Source organism: Flavobacterium sp. ENC, from assembly GCF_020991415.1.
GTDB lineage: Bacteria > Bacteroidota > Bacteroidia > Flavobacteriales > Flavobacteriaceae > Flavobacterium.
The window spans coordinates 766,317-781,476 of the sequence record NZ_JAJMOY010000002.1 but is presented as its reverse complement, the minus strand read 5'-3'; the positions used below and the strand labels follow the sequence as shown (position 1 = coordinate 781,476).

Sequence of the window (15,160 nt, the reverse complement as noted above, 5' to 3'; positions counted from 1 at the left end):
TAAATTGTACATTAAAGTGCTTATTGATTAACAACAGCTGTTGTATTTCTCTCAGCAGCATCTCTTAAAGCATAGAAATCAATATTAAAAGCATCTTTATAATATTGTACAACTATTGCTTCTTTCTGTTTCAGTTTTGCTCTTCCGTTTGCATTGGTAATACTGGCCAAAAGCGCCGCATATTCTGCTTTTGAACTTGTCAGTATGGTAGAGGCTGTTTCAGCAAAATCTTCAATAATATTATTTCTTGCGTAGTTGGTTACAAATCCCAGATTTCTTGAGGTCTGAAGCTGCTCTAAATGCCACGTTCCGGTATAATCTCCCGGCGTTATTTTTTGCCAGGCCTGTTCATCAAAAGGCTTGTTCTGATTTAAGATATGTACATATTCGTGTTGAATGGTATGAATAAATTCGGTAACATTTTCACGATTTGACGTGTCCAGATAATCTACTTCAAAAAGGGTGATTCTTTGTCCGGAGTCTGCAATTCCGAGTGTTCTTGTTCCGTTCGAATTAGAGTTTACGCCTCCTACCAGAACAATTTCTCTTGGAGCCAGTATTTTTACGAAATCAGCACCGCCCACTTCAGAATAACTGTCAATCCAGATTTGTTTTACAACTTCCAGTGCCGGCTGTACATTTTCTGTTAACGGAGGAAAAAGAAAACGGTTATTATCTACCTTATTCTGATTCCATTTATATTGGGCACTAATATTATACGGATTAAGAAAGTTAGCCGAAATCCAGTTGTCCAGTGGTGTTTTGACAGGAACTGAAAAATCTAACTGGCTTTCGGTTGGCTGATCTTCATGGGCACAGGCTGTAAAAGTTAAAACCCCTGCAACTGCCATTATTGCTTTATATTTTTTTAATATTTTCATAGTCTCTAAAAATTGAATTAAAATTTATCGGGGATTTTTTTCTATTCCGTAATTTGATGCGCTAAGCGGTATTTGCAAGGCTCTGCGTTTATCGTCCTTCACCAGGGTTTTAACCGGGTTGCCGGGATCATTACGGCTTACCACAAGATTAAAACGTTTTACATCAAGCCATCTCAGTCCTTCATGAACAAAATCCCTTCTTCTCGCTTCAGCAATTGCTTTTATGTAAGACGTCTGCAATGGTGTCAGGCTGTAAAATGGCGTAAATTCATCTGCAATGACAGGATATTTTGCCACCACTTTTGCTTCCGTCAGTTTATCTGTTGCCGGATTGTACCCCGAAGTTCTGGTTCCTAAGAAATATTCCAATTCTGTATTGGCTTCTTCCACTCTGTCTTTCATAACGAGTGCTTCGATGCGATTCAGATACAACTCATCATTCGATAACAATACAATTCCCGCATACGGTATTCCAATATTGGCTGTAAGGTTGGTGTACTTAAAATATTCTTCAAATTTCGGCGTAAACAATGTACTGCTGCTGTTGTAACTGTAAAAATCAAACAGCCATGGTTTGTTATAGAAACTGGTTTGGGCTCCAAAAAGTTCCGTTTGTTTCCCGTCAGTCAGGTAATAGTTGCTTCCGCTCGCGGATCTGGCTACAAGCGTATTTGGGGAAGCAACTAACAAATTGGCACTGTACGAAGATTTCCCGTATTCTATAAACTGAACATCCGGAGCCAGGCTTGATAAAGTTGCATAATCTTTAAGTTTTCCTTCCGGTTTAGATCCTAAACTGGCTGAAACTGAAAGTACTTTGTCCCAATCTCCTTTTATCAGGTAGAAACGGCTGGCAAATGCATTAGCTGCTTCCTTATTGAAATGGAATTTAGGTTCTTTATAATCGTTGGTTACATATCTTAAACCTTCTTCCAGGTCTTTCTGAATAAAATCAAAAACTTCCTGTACACTATTTCTTTTGTAGCTTTTAAGCAATTCCGTCTCCGGTTCCGTTACGTAAGGCACGCCTAAATCTTTGGCTGCAGTAGCAGGATTGTAGCGATTGGACCAAAAGGTAACTAACATAAAGTGTGCATAGGCCCTTGCGAGTAATGCTTCTCCTTTTTGCGGATTTAAACCAGCGGGATCACCCAGTTTTTTAATCGATTCCAGGGCCTGATTGGCATGTGCAATGGCTTTATAGCAGGCATCCCAATAGTTTCCTTCACTATCCACATTGGTCTGATCGTGCATTTCCCAGTAGTAACTCTGCTCGTTCTTTATATTAGAGTTGTTCAGTCCGGCATCAGCAACATTGTCCGACATAGTTTCGGCAAAATCAAGATAAGAGGCTTCCGGGTAGGCGTTTACCAGTAATTCTGAAATCTTATCCGGTGTATCTATCTGCGTTCTGTTATCCGGCACTTCGGATAGAAATTCATCACAGCTGCTGAGCGTAATGATCAGTAAGAATGCCAGTGTGATTTTTATATATTTTATATTTTTCATAATCAACTATATTAAAATGAAAGGTTTAAAGAAAAACTGTACTGTGTTGTAATTGGAAAAGCAACACCACCTGTATTACGGAATTCAGGATCTTGTCCGTTTAATCTCTTATCTGAATAAATCAGCCATGGATTAACCGCAGAACCTTTTAACGTAAAAGTACTTACTCCTAATTTTTTCTTGAAATCATTTGGAAATTCCCAGCTAAGCGAAACATTTTTTAGTCTCACAAAATCACCGTCAGCAATTCTTACATCAGAATAGTTGTAAGTATTGTAGGCACGTCCTAACGCATTTGTCCCATCGTAATTGGTAATTAATCTTTTGTCCGCAATTACCGGAACATTCGTATACTGTTCGTCACCAGGATTGATCCAGCGGTTGGTAAAGTCTTTTGTAAATACAGTCAAATCATCGTACTGACTGCTGAAAGCCGGATTTAAACGAACTTTATTTCCGCCTGAACCTACAACAAACACATATAGCGACCATCTTTTGTATGTAAACGTATTGGCCAAACCAATTGATTTATTTGGTTCAATTGACCCTTCGTATTTCAGGTATTTGGTTACATTTTCAGTATCCTGGAAATTCGCTCCTGTTACTTTGTCTGACTCTCCATCCTGCATGATAAAAGTCGGTAATCCCTGATTGTTCAGACCTGTGAACTGGTAGGAATAAATTGAATTTCTGGGACGTCCGACAGCGTTTCCTCCGTTTCCGTCAACCAAATCAAATGCTGTTGGCTGATTTTCCAGTTTGGTGATTTTCTGGTTATATACCGAAAAATTAAGCGTTGTAGACCATTTAAAATTGCTGGTTGCAATGTTTTGGGTTGTAAAACCAACTTCAATACCTTTTGTTTCCATATTGGCATTATTTCCCTGTTTGATTTTTTGTCCTCCAATTCCTGAAGTCACTACGAAATCAACCAAATCAAACGCTTTACGGCTATATACATCTGTTGTAAATTGTACTCTGTTATTAAACATTCCTACATCTACACCGACGTTAGTTTCGTATTGTTTTTCCCAGGTTAAGTCCGCATTTTGCAATTCGTCAATATTAATTCCTGTTTCTCTGTCGGAAATCCCCAGTCGATCTGTAATAAAACTTTTATAAATCGCCAATGAATTTGTGGCTGGTCCTGCCGTAGCGGTAAGTCCGTAAGAAGCTCTTAAAGCTAAATTATTTACAGCCGTTATCTCTTTCATGAATTTTTCTTCAGCAACATTCCATTTTCCACTCACGGTATAAGTAGGCAGCCATCTTGATGAACCGCTGTTTCCCTGTCTGTTTGATCCGTCATAACGTCCTGTAATCGAACCGGTGTAACGGCGATCGTACGTATACCCTACTTTTCCGAAGAAACCAACTGTTCTTTCTCTTTCGGTATTAAAACCGTAATAAGAACTTCCCTCATTGATTATTTTTTCAATAATTCTTGGGTCCGTAAAAGCGGTAAGTCCTCTGTCGTACTGAATTCCGGCAGCTGTAAAGTTGTCACTGTTTCGGTCTAATGATCTTAATTCAGTTCCAAAAAAGCCTTCTAATTCATGTTTGTCATTCAAAGTATTTCGGTAGGTCACACTGTTTCGGATATTGTACGAAGTCAGATCATTTGTAAATTTTCTTAAGAATCCTCCATTTGGCAACACTGAAATGGGCTGTGCTGTTAAATCGTCCGGATTTTTATATAAAAAGATATTGGCATTTCTAACGATCGTATTGGCACCGTCTGCCCCATATTCCGTACCTGCTTTGTACGCTTCTACTACATTGGAATTTTCGTAGATTTTGTGTTCTCTGCTGGTATTTGCATAACGCGCAGAACCGGTAAGGTTATAGCTTAAGTGTTTGTTGATTTTATAATCCACATCCAACTGGAAACGCATATCTTTTACTTTAATCTCTAAAATATTGTTCTCCAGTTCATTTATAATATTCATTGGTGCCCAGTTGTTTCTGTAATATTCCTTATTCCCGAAGTCATCGTAAGGCCTTAGCGTTCTGCTGGTGCTTAAAACATAGTTAAACGGATTGATATCGAAATCCCTCGTTACGTTACCAAACACAACATCCTGCTGGCTTTCGTAACTCCCCGGAGCATTCTGGTCACGAACAGAAGCCATGGTAGATAAGGTAATATTCAATTTATCATTCACATAAAAAGTCCCTTTGATGTTGGATGATAATTGTTTAACGCTGTCCGCAATAGTCCATCCCGGATCGGCATAATAGCCCAAAGAAGCATAGAACGTATTGTTTTTTCCACCACCTGAAAAACTCAGCGAGTGATTTTGTGTAATGGAAGGTCTGAATAAAACTTTGAACCAGTCGGTATTGGCTAATTCATATTTCTTTAAAAATTCATTCTGATAAGGCTGTTCATTTTTCACTCCAAACTGACCATTAGAAGTCTTGTAGAGATCAATTTCTCTGGAAAGAAGATTGTAAACCCCGCCATATCTCCCCTGAAGCGTGGATGGCATATCCAGAAATCCTTTTTGTTCCATTTCTTTTAAAATACTCATGGATTCCTGAGAATTTAAAATATCATACTGCGTATAACTTGGAACTGTTCGTACCGTATTTTCAACAGAATAATTCACTTTTAACGGAGAATCCCTGCGTCCCTGTTTGGTAGTCACTACTACAACTCCATTCAATGATCTTGAACCATATATTGAAGTAGCAGAGGCATCTTTCAGGATTTCAATGCTTTGAATGTCGTTTGAATTTAATCCTGCAACCGCAGAACTTAACAAGGTCTCGGAATTTCCGGAAGCTAAATCCGCAAAAGAAATATTGATAATATCTTCCTGTACAACACCGTCAATCACCCATAATGGTTTCGTATCTCCAAAAATAGAAGAAGATCCACGCACCGTAATTTTAGGTGCAGTACCAAATGTACCGGTAACGTTCTGAACGGTCACCCCGGCTGCTTTTCCTTCAATCATTCTGCTGATATCCACGACCCCGTCTACCTTTAATTCTGTTCCCGAGATTTTACTGATGGCTCCTGTAAAAGTTCTTTTGGATGTTTTTTCGTAACCTGTAGTGACGATCACTTCTTTTAAATTTTGTCCTGCTTCATTCAGCACAATGGTTGGTGTCGTATTTTCTATTCCAATTTCCTTAGTTTCCATACCCACATAAGAAATGACCAGTGCTGTGCTATTGGCCGGCATATCTATAGAAAAATTACCGTCAAAATCGGTCAGTACCGCTATTTTGGTCCCTTTAGCCAAGACAGTTGCACCCGGAAGCGGAACACCGCTTGGATCTGTAACTTTTCCTTTGATAACTGGTCCCGGAACTAAAGCTTCAAATAGTGAATTTGTATTTTGTGAATCTGAAAACAGGTTTTTAGTGCTTTTCTGCAATACAATCTGATTACTAATTTCTGCATAGGAAATATTCAACGGTTCCAAAATTCTGGATAGAATAGCGGATAGCGTTTCATTATTAGCTTCAATACTCACTTTCTGGTTCAATTGGGCTATTCTTGAATTATAAGAAAATTTTACCTGAGCAGATTTTGAAAGTTTAGATAAAGCATTGTCCAAAGTTAAATTTTCAACTGTAATTGTTACTTTGGTATCTAATTTTTTCTGTCCATTTACATCGTTTGCCATAGCTACACTTGAAAATATAAGTGCTAAGACAAACTGAAATAGTGTTATTTTCATGATTCGATGGAGTAATCGTTGTTTAACAACTGGTTTTTTCATAATTTTGGTTTGTTTTGATTAATACTGTTTAGAGCGTATTTTAAGAAACGAATGAATTCCTTTTTACAGAAAGCAATTCAACTTTAATAAAGTGTCGAAATGTTACAGCATCTCGGCACTTTTTTTTTGCATTTAAATTCACATAGGCCTTTGTTTTTTATTTTTGAATGTTTTTATGTTGAAGTTATCTGATCTATATAAAGTCCTTCTATTTCAGAAATCCTGTATGTCTATTCTAAAAATTATAGGATTTTACATTTTAAATATTCCGTTAACAGCAGAATTGCCGTTATGTCCACTTTCAAAAAAATTAATTACATCCTTCAGATGTGATAATAATCTGATTTCCATTCATTTCAAAACTGGTGTTATTGCCGATACTTCTGCAGACAATTTTCAGTTTTTCCGTGAGGGGCTGATCGCTTAATGACGTGGTCAGATGACAATCCTTTAACTTTTCATGGGGGTAATCAATATCAATTAAGTAGGCCTGTTCTATGGTCTCAAAGATTTGGGAAACAGGAATGTCGGTAAATTCAAAACTTAACTGTTCAATATTACCAACACTGCCGGACAAGGTTTCATCCTGTGTAATATTGGTGATTTTGTTAAAAGTCAAATCACGCCTTAAAAAACGCAATGCCTGATTAGGAAGCAAGACTACTTCCCTATCTGATGACGACACTAACTCATTGGATTTTACCTTAACTTTACCGGTGCGAACAAGAACTTCGACATCAGGCTGATCAGAATAAGCTTTAACTCTAAAACTAGTTCCTACAACTTTCGTGACGATTTCGTTTGCATAAACGAAAAAAGGCTTTTTAGGATTTTTACTAATTTCAAAGAAACCTTCGCCGGACAAATACACCTTTCTTTCGTTTCCGGTAAAGATTTTAGGGTAACTTAATTTACTATTGGGCTGTAATAAAACGGAACTGCCATCAGACAGTGTAATGATTTGTGGTTTACTGGAATTATTGGTCTGCTCTACCAGTCCTTCACTATTTTTATCTATAAGTTCCTTGTAGGTTACAATTTCATGGCCTTCGCTAAAATTGCTTTTGTAAAACCAAACCGACAGTAAGCAAAAAAATAAGGTTGCTGCAACTCCGGAAAGAAAATATTTTTTAAGAAATCGTTGTTTGGTATTTTGACCGAAATTAATACGCTTCTCGCTGCTTTCAATTTTAGCCCAGGTATTTTGTAACGCCTTGTGAATATCGGAAGCTGATAATTTAGATTCCGGGACTTTCATGGCAAGCAATAATAATCTTGCCTCTTCCACCAATTTTGCACGTTGCTGATTTTCCAGCGTCCATTCTTCCCAGCCGTCTTCATCAACTTTAGATAAGATCCAGGACTGGAATGATTCATCAGATAAAAAATCTTCAATTTCGGTATAGGTGTTACGTTTTTGCATCTGTAAAATGAGGTTACAAAAACATAGAGGACAGCACTCTTATTATATACTCACCAAATTGTGATTTTTTTTTATTTTTTTTTACTATTTTTAAAAAGTACCTGAAGATAATAGAGTAATTAGGGATAAAGCACCTTTCCATTCCTTACGGAGCGTAATCAAGGCACGGTATACCAGATTACTAGCTGACTGGTAATTTATATCCAGCATTTCTGCAATCTGCTCTACGGCCAGACCCTGATGGTATCGCAGGTATAAGGCCTCTTTTTGTCTTGCGGGAAGATTGTTCAACAGATTATTTAAATGGAGCACTTTTTGCTTTGTAGCGTAATCATCATCAATCAGTTCGTGTTCTACCGAAAATTCCATATGAAAAGATACAGCGTCAATACTGGTCGATTTGCGAAAAATATGATCTCTTTGGTACAAGCGTGCAATCCTTTTACGGACGCTTGACAATAAATACGCTTTCACAACGACAGCGCTTTGCACTTTTTCTTTGTAATTCCATAAGTCTATAAATACGTCCTGCACGCAATCCTGCACTTTTTCTGTATCAGGCGAGAGTGAATTACCATAGCTCACTAAATCATCGTAATATCTTTTGAATAACATCGAAAATGATTTTTCATCACCTTCTCTCATCTTATTCCAAAGTGTAATATCATCAAAAGTGTTTGGTACGGTTGTGGCTTTCATAATTTATTTGGAGGCAGAATTCCTAAAAAAGATATTTTTACTTAATACATAGAATACAGTTTTTTAACATTATTCTTTGGATTTGTGCGATAAATATATAAAAGCAAATATTTAAAACCAATTTTTTTACACAAAAGAGACAGTTTTCTAACATAGAAAACTGTCTCTTTTATTGATTTAACAGGCCACGTGAGCGAATGTTAAAGTTATTTTTATTTAAAAATGTCAGATTTTATAACCTAAATTTCCGGCTCTATTTTTTAATAAATTTTACTGCTGAACTTCCTTTGTCTGTTTTTACTTTTAAAATATAATTACCCGTTCTTAAACTTGAAACATCAATTGAAGAAGTAGCACGGGCATTGGGAACAGCAATCACCAATTGTCCCAAAATATCATAAACGGCCAATGCTCCTATTTCTAAATTATTCTTTGAAGCAATGTTTAAAACATCTTTAACCGGATTTGGATAAATACTGAAGTACTTTGAAAATTCAAAATCCGAAATACCCAAAGTTTTAAAAGTAGAAGTTGCTTTGTTTGTTAAAATCGGGAAATTGTAATCAAAATAAATATTGGCTTCATTTGTAAACGAGTCCCCCACTTTTAGAGTCGGCAAAGTTTTGATTTTAAAAGCAATATAACCGTCATTATGCGCATTATCAAAAGGAAGGTTTACTTTTTCGAAGATAAACTCTACTTTGTTACCGTTAGAAATTTTAGTGATATAAGAATGACTTGCTCCAGTGGGCACCAAAGTCGAAAGATCAAATTTTGAAGTATCGATCAGGTCTTTTACTACAATATTTTCTGCCGGATACGTTCCGGTATTTTCAAAACGAATTAAATAGTGAACATATTCTCCTATTAGTTCCGGCGTGATCACATCACCTTCCAGACACGTTTTATCGTTAGGGTCATAAGATCCTACAACGGTTTGGCGTAATCCAAAAGCATTATCTTCTGGTGTATCATCATCTGTTTCAGGCGTGATTAAAGCCTCAAAACTCAAACGATCCCCCATATTTACAGCAGGTGTTTCAGTCGGTGCATTAAGACTAAGAGTAACCGTGATTTCGCGCGTTTCCAATGGCTTTAAATCCAGATAATCCCAAACAAGTTTATTGGTACTTTGTCCTGAAATAATTGGGCTGGCCGCTACAAAATCAGAAATTGCATCATTAAATTCAAAAGAAACAGTTCCTGATTTCGCCTGATTGCCTTTGTTTCTGAATACTAATTTATAAGTAGCGTCAAATCCAGGTCTCGCAGGATTTAGGGCTAAAATTGTGGCTTCCAGATCCTGATGAACCCCTTTTGGTGTTACGCAAAAGTTTTGGGTAAATGAAGTGGATTCTGCCGGAAAAGTAACATTTAAAGAAGCCGGTGATACCTCATAATAGTCCGGATTTTCCAGGATTGGCACAATCGTATGTGTTCCTGCTCCTACTGCAATAGCGTAATTTCCGGAACTATCTGAAATTATATTTCCCTTATTGGTTCCGTCTGTTATGCTGAAATTCAGGTTTGGATAAGCAGCATCCGAAGTATCACATCCATTGTTTTCAGCGTCCAGTTTCTGATTTCCTTTAATTTCATAGAAAATTCCTCCGGGCGTAAACGAACAATACGTATTGATTTCTGCCTTACTTGAATTCAGTTCATATTTGATAAAATCAATTTCAAATTCATCAAGACATGCATATTTCATAAAAGAAAGATTCATTGAACGAAATTCAGCCAATTTTGAACCATTTTTCAGATTCAGAAACTCCAGTGGATTATTGGAGATATAGAGCTTTGCCAATTTATAATTTTCCGAGAAATCTAATTCTTTTAAACTATTATTTTCGCAAAACAATTCATATAAACTGGGTAAGCCTTTAAAATTTAATGCCTGAATCGTATTGTTATAACAATAGAGAGTTTTAAGCTTGGGCAGGTTTGACAACTCCAGGTTTACAAGCTGGCCATAAGTGCAGTCAATGAGTTCAAGATTGGGCAGATCTTTAAATTCAAGTGATGAAAATTTATTTCCGTCACAATCTATCTCTTTTAAATTGACCAAACCATTCAAATCCAGCGTAGTTAAGTTATTTCCGGAACAACTTAAGGATTGAAGTTTTACTAATTTCGAAAGATCTAAATGATCCAATTCATTGTTATAGCAGCTTAAAAAGGTAAGGTTATTTAAACCCTCTAAATTAAGGACTGATATATCATTATTACCACAGCTAAGGCTAGTAAGCGATGTACAATTTGAAACATTTAAGTTTGTTATTTTTGATGAATTAGAGCAGTCAAGAGCAACCAAAGAGGTACAGCCTGAAAGATTGACGGTCGTTAACAGATTAACTACAAAATTAAGCTGATTCAGTTGTACGCAATTTACAGCTGTTAAGGTTTCCATATCATTATACTGGCATTCAACAACTTGTAAATTAGGTAAATTGCTTATGTCAAGATCTTTAATCTGATTGTTGGAACAATATAAAGTTTGTAAATTATTTAATTCTTTTACATTTAAGCTTGTTAATTTGTTAATTGCACAATTTAAAAAGTTTAATGACGTACAGCCGGAAACATCTAAACTATTTAATTGCATGCTATTACAGGTAAGACTTGTCAACGATTTACATCCTGACACATTTATATCCGTAATCGGATTAGAGCTAAAAGTCAGAGTGGAAAGATTTACGCAATTAAGTAGAGATAGATTAGTTAGTTTATTATAGTCACAAATTAATGATTTCAGTTTTGTAAACCCGTCTAATTTTAGTGTTGCAATTTCATTATCCCTACAATTTAATGTCTCAATTGCCGCCGATATACTCAAAGACAATGAATTAATTTTATTTCCATTACAATTCAGCGAAACAAGTTTATTTAAATGACTCACATCTAAACTGGAAAGCGCATTGATTTTACAATCCAGATACGTAACATTTACAAAACTGCTGATCCCTTCCATGGATTGGATTTGTGAAAAAGAAAGATCCAGATAGCTTATATTTAACGCTTCACTCACCTCAATCAATCCATTGTTATTCTTATCAATTTTAACAGGACTTCCGGAGAGATCTCTTGCAACTGAATTAACAGAGGAAGATGTCAGCAGTCTGGCTTTGAAATTAGCATCCGGAATAGTTACAACTTGTGCGCCGGCAGCATAAAAAAAGAAAATCAGTACTAAAGAAAAGTAGTTTTTTATCATATATTAATTTATTTTCGGGCCATAAATATAGAAACTCAAAAAATCAAAACCTAGCGCTTAATAAAAAAAGCCCTACTAAATAATAGCAAGGCTTCTTAATAATTTTATTGAAAAAGGGATTGCTTAGAAAGCAACATTCCATCTTGGTAATTTACCATTTTCATCTAAGAAATTTTGTAAAACCTGTCCTTCAACAGTAGTTGGAATTCCTTTTACTTCAGCAGTAAAAGTCTCATACCAAACCACTTCAAGTGCGGTAATCTCTTCTAATTTCATTTGTGCAGGCCAGGAATATTTTCTTCCTGTTTTAGCAAACTGGTGTCCGTTTACGATTTTATCGTATAAACCACCATTTTTACTTTTTAAAGTTCCGTCATTCTGAACAGTTCCTGTAGAACCTACCATGATTAATTCTTTTGCATCACCTTCAACAGCATACACCACAAAAACGCCTGCACCCGCTTCCGGAGCATTACAGCTTTGTTCTAAACTATCTTCAACAGTAAAAGTAAAACTATTGCTTACTTTAAATTTTTCTAATTCTTTGTACATATTTCTTTTGTTTAAGCTTCTAAGGTTCTGAGAATCTGAGTCGCTAAGTTTTAAATTAAATTCCAGTCATTTTAAAAATGTAAAAAAGTCTCAACAAAATATTGAGACTTTTTTGGAATTTGTTATTTTGAATATTGGAGATTAACCCAATACTTCTTTTACTTTTTTACCAATTTCAGCTGGTGAATCAACAACGTGAATTCCGTTGTCTCTCATGATTTGTTTTTTAGCGGCAGCAGTATCATCAGAACCACCAACAATAGCACCTGCGTGACCCATTGTTCTACCAGCAGGAGCAGTTTCTCCGGCGATAAAACCAACAACTGGTTTACGGTTACCATCAGCTCTGATCCATTTAGCAGCATCAGCTTCTAACTGACCTCCAATTTCACCAATCATGATGATAATTTCAGTTTCAGGATCATTCATTAATAATTCAACAGCTTCTTTAGTTGTAGTTCCAATAATTGGATCTCCACCAATACCAATAGCTGTAGTAATTCCTAAACCTTGTTTTACCACCTGATCAGCAGCTTCGTAAGTTAAAGTTCCTGATTTAGAAACGATACCAACTGTACCTTTTTTGAAAACGAAACCTGGCATAATACCAACTTTAGCTTCTCCCGGAGTAATTACACCAGGACAGTTTGGTCCGATTAATCTGGAATTTCTTTCTTTAACGTAATTATTTGCTTTAATCATGTCTGCTACAGGAATTCCTTCTGTAATAGCAATAATTACTTTAATTCCAGCATCAGCAGCTTCCATAATTGCATCAGCAGCAAAAGCCGGCGGAACAAAAATGATAGAAGTATCAGCTCCGGCCTGATCTACAGCATCTTTTACTGTATTAAAAACCGGACGGCCTAAGTGACTTGTTCCTCCTTTTCCAGGAGTCACACCACCAACAACATTAGTACCGTACTCAATCATTTGAGAAGCGTGGAAAGTTCCTTCGCTACCTGTAAATCCTTGAACAATTATTTTGGAATCTTTATTAACTAAAACACTCATGATATATATTTTATGTAGTTTTTAAAATTGTGATGCAAAAATAAGGTTTTGTAATGTATTTTAACCTTTTTGTCATCAAAAAAATTAAGAAAATTGACTCATTTGAAAACCGCGATATAATTTATCGTCTTTAATCTGCCAAATCGTAGAAAAGTGGGCCAGCAACATTTCTTCTCTCGGGTTCTCAATCGTCTTAACGTAATGGGAATAACGTATTGATACTAAATCATCTTCGGCAATAATATGGCTGATTCTTACTTTTGAACGCACATAAGCACGACTTAATTCATTAGCCATAGCCAGCATTGAATCATGATTCAGGACAATTAATCCTTTTGTACTGTTCCATTCTACCGTAACTTCAGGATGCAAATAAGCTTTCATGATTTCGCTGTCAATCAGGGCATCCGACTTATAAAACTTTTGAACAAATTCTTTTATAGACATATCACTTCAATTTATTTAGAATTTCAGGAATCTTTTTGATATTGGCCAGTTGTTTTAACTTTTCTCTTGATTCTTCGATTGGGGTTCCGAAATACGATTTCCCGCCTTCAACCGATTTTGTTACTCCTGTCTGTCCCATAATAACAGCCTTCGCTCCTATCGTAATACCGCTTGTTGTTCCAACCTGTCCCCAGATCGTTACTTCATCTTCAATAATAACACAACCGGCAATACCAGTTTGCGATGCGATTAAACATTTTTTTCCTATTACGGAATCATGCCCGACATGTACCTGATTGTCAATTTTAGTACCTTCTCCGATAGTGGTATCTCCGGTAACACCTTTGTCAATAGTACAAAGTGCACCAATACCCACATTATCTTCAATTACAACTCTTCCTCCTGAAATCAACTGATCGAAACCATCGGGACGTTTTTTGTAATAGAAAGCATCAGCTCCCAGAATAGTACCGGCATGAATGATTACGTTATCACCAATTACGGTATGATCGTAAATAGAAACATTGGAATGAATCAGACAGTTCTTTCCGATTTTCACATGGTTACCAATAAAACTATTCGGCTGAATAACAGTACCTTCCCCAATAGTTGCAGAAGCCGAAACAGCTACATTGGCAAACTGGAAAGGTTTAAAATGTTTTGTAAGCGTATTAAAATCCCTGAAGGGGTCATCAGAAATTAAAAGAGCTTTACCTTCCGGGCAATCTACTTTCTTATTGATTAAGACAATAGTGGCAGCCGATTGTAAAGCTTTGTCATAATATTTGGGATGGTCAACAAAAACGATATCGCCTGGTTCAACTACATGTATTTCATTCATGCCTAAAACCGGAAAGTCTTTGTCACCTATAAATTCGCATTGAAGCAAATTTGCAATTTCTTGTAAAGATTGAACTTTTGGAAATTTCATATTTTATAATTAGAAAATTTGTCAATTAGAAAATGTGTCAATTAGAAAATGAGTCAGTTAGAAATAAATGTTCAAATTGTGTTGATTCACAAATTATCTAATTGACTCATTGACAAATTATCTTAATTAATAAACTACTCTTTTACACGCTCCATGTAATTTCCTGAAGCGGTATCAATTTTTATTTTATCACCTTCGTTGATGAACAATGGAACGTTTACTGTTGCTCCTGTTTCTACCGTAGCAGATTTTGTAGCATTTGTAGCTGTATTTCCTTTTACACCCGGTTCAGCATAAGTAACTTCAAGAATTACAGAAGAAGGCATATCTACTGACAAAGGCAGATCCGTTTCCGTATTTACCTGAACCATTACACTTGTTCCTTCTTTCAACAATCCCGGAGCATCCAAAATGTTTTTATTCAAAGAAATCTGCTCGAAAGATTCTGTATTCATAAAATGAAACTCATCTCCTTCAGCATATAAAAACTGGTAATTATGCGTCTCAACACGCACATCGTCTATTTTATGCCCTGCAGAAAATGTATTGTCCAATACTCTTCCTGTAGTTAAACTTCTTAATTTTGTTCTTACGAAAGCCGGACCTTTTCCAGGTTTTACGTGAAGAAATTCAACTATTTTATAAATATCGTGGTTGAATTTAATACACAATCCGTTTCTAATATCTGATGTAGATGCCATTTTGTTTTTATTTTAGATTTTAGAATGTAGATTTTAGATTTTTAAAAACCGA

Annotated in this window: 11 protein-coding genes; all 11 read right to left on the bottom strand. The window is 36.0% G+C overall.

Annotation, left to right across the window (positions count from 1 at the left end; translation table 11 throughout):
* Positions 1-20 precede the first annotated feature (20 nt).
* Entirely contained in the window at positions 21-881 is an 861-nt protein-coding gene (locus tag LPB89_RS07970) for a putative zinc-binding metallopeptidase (protein ID WP_230701231.1), read from the bottom strand.
* Positions 882-905: 24 nt separating this feature from the next.
* Positions 906-2,390, bottom strand: a complete 1,485-nt coding sequence (locus LPB89_RS07965) for a RagB/SusD family nutrient uptake outer membrane protein (RefSeq protein WP_230701230.1) — start codon at positions 2,388-2,390, stop codon at positions 906-908.
* A gap of 11 nt (positions 2,391-2,401) precedes the next feature.
* On the bottom strand, positions 2,402-6,127 hold the full coding sequence (locus LPB89_RS07960) for a SusC/RagA family TonB-linked outer membrane protein (RefSeq protein ID WP_230701229.1): 3,726 nt from the start codon (positions 6,125-6,127) through the stop codon (positions 2,402-2,404).
* A 310-nt stretch (positions 6,128-6,437) separates the two neighbouring features.
* Positions 6,438-7,550 carry a FecR family protein gene (locus tag LPB89_RS07955; protein WP_230701228.1) on the bottom strand — a complete coding sequence of 371 codons (1,113 nt, stop codon included), beginning with the start codon at positions 7,548-7,550 and terminating at the stop codon, positions 6,438-6,440.
* A gap of 90 nt (positions 7,551-7,640) precedes the next feature.
* Entirely contained in the window at positions 7,641-8,249 is a 609-nt protein-coding gene (locus LPB89_RS07950) for an RNA polymerase sigma factor (RefSeq protein ID WP_230701227.1), read from the bottom strand.
* 253 nt (positions 8,250-8,502) lie between these two features.
* Positions 8,503-11,463, bottom strand: a complete 2,961-nt coding sequence (locus tag LPB89_RS07945; RefSeq protein WP_230701226.1) for a leucine-rich repeat domain-containing protein — start codon at positions 11,461-11,463, stop codon at positions 8,503-8,505.
* Positions 11,464-11,586: 123 nt separating this feature from the next.
* Positions 11,587-12,015 (bottom strand): hypothetical protein, encoded by a 429-nt coding sequence (locus LPB89_RS07940; protein WP_230701225.1) that lies wholly within the window; start codon positions 12,013-12,015, stop codon positions 11,587-11,589.
* A 141-nt stretch (positions 12,016-12,156) separates the two neighbouring features.
* Entirely contained in the window at positions 12,157-13,029 is an 873-nt protein-coding gene (gene sucD, locus LPB89_RS07935; protein ID WP_230701224.1) for a succinate--CoA ligase subunit alpha, read from the bottom strand.
* A gap of 84 nt (positions 13,030-13,113) precedes the next feature.
* Positions 13,114-13,476 carry a nuclear transport factor 2 family protein gene (locus LPB89_RS07930; RefSeq protein ID WP_230701223.1) on the bottom strand — a complete coding sequence of 121 codons (363 nt, stop codon included), beginning with the start codon at positions 13,474-13,476 and terminating at the stop codon, positions 13,114-13,116.
* Position 13,477: 1 nt separating this feature from the next.
* Positions 13,478-14,407, bottom strand: a complete 930-nt coding sequence (locus LPB89_RS07925; RefSeq protein WP_230701222.1) for a UDP-3-O-(3-hydroxymyristoyl)glucosamine N-acyltransferase — start codon at positions 14,405-14,407, stop codon at positions 13,478-13,480.
* A gap of 134 nt (positions 14,408-14,541) precedes the next feature.
* The gene (gene efp / locus LPB89_RS07920; protein WP_072970794.1) at positions 14,542-15,108 is read right to left on the bottom strand and encodes an elongation factor P; all 567 of its coding nucleotides are present in this window, start codon (positions 15,106-15,108) and stop codon (positions 14,542-14,544) included.
* Positions 15,109-15,160: the final 52 nt, after the last annotated feature.

What these genes read in the sequence shown, in the direction of transcription:
- LPB89_RS07970 (WP_230701231.1), bottom strand. Translation starts at nt 881, where the DNA reads ATGAAAATATTAAAAAAATATAAAGCAATAATGGCAGTTGCAGGGGTT.
- LPB89_RS07965 (WP_230701230.1), bottom strand. Translation starts at nt 2,390, where the DNA reads ATGAAAAATATAAAATATATAAAAATCACACTGGCATTCTTACTGATC.
- LPB89_RS07960 (WP_230701229.1), bottom strand. Translation starts at nt 6,127, where the DNA reads ATGAAAAAACCAGTTGTTAAACAACGATTACTCCATCGAATCATGAAA.
- LPB89_RS07955 (WP_230701228.1), bottom strand. Translation starts at nt 7,550, where the DNA reads ATGCAAAAACGTAACACCTATACCGAAATTGAAGATTTTTTATCTGAT.
- LPB89_RS07950 (WP_230701227.1), bottom strand. Translation starts at nt 8,249, where the DNA reads ATGAAAGCCACAACCGTACCAAACACTTTTGATGATATTACACTTTGG.
- LPB89_RS07945 (WP_230701226.1), bottom strand. Translation starts at nt 11,463, where the DNA reads ATGATAAAAAACTACTTTTCTTTAGTACTGATTTTCTTTTTTTATGCT.
- LPB89_RS07940 (WP_230701225.1), bottom strand. Translation starts at nt 12,015, where the DNA reads ATGTACAAAGAATTAGAAAAATTTAAAGTAAGCAATAGTTTTACTTTT.
- sucD (WP_230701224.1), bottom strand. Translation starts at nt 13,029, where the DNA reads ATGAGTGTTTTAGTTAATAAAGATTCCAAAATAATTGTTCAAGGATTT.
- LPB89_RS07930 (WP_230701223.1), bottom strand. Translation starts at nt 13,476, where the DNA reads ATGTCTATAAAAGAATTTGTTCAAAAGTTTTATAAGTCGGATGCCCTG.
- LPB89_RS07925 (WP_230701222.1), bottom strand. Translation starts at nt 14,407, where the DNA reads ATGAAATTTCCAAAAGTTCAATCTTTACAAGAAATTGCAAATTTGCTT.
- efp (WP_072970794.1), bottom strand. Translation starts at nt 15,108, where the DNA reads ATGGCATCTACATCAGATATTAGAAACGGATTGTGTATTAAATTCAAC.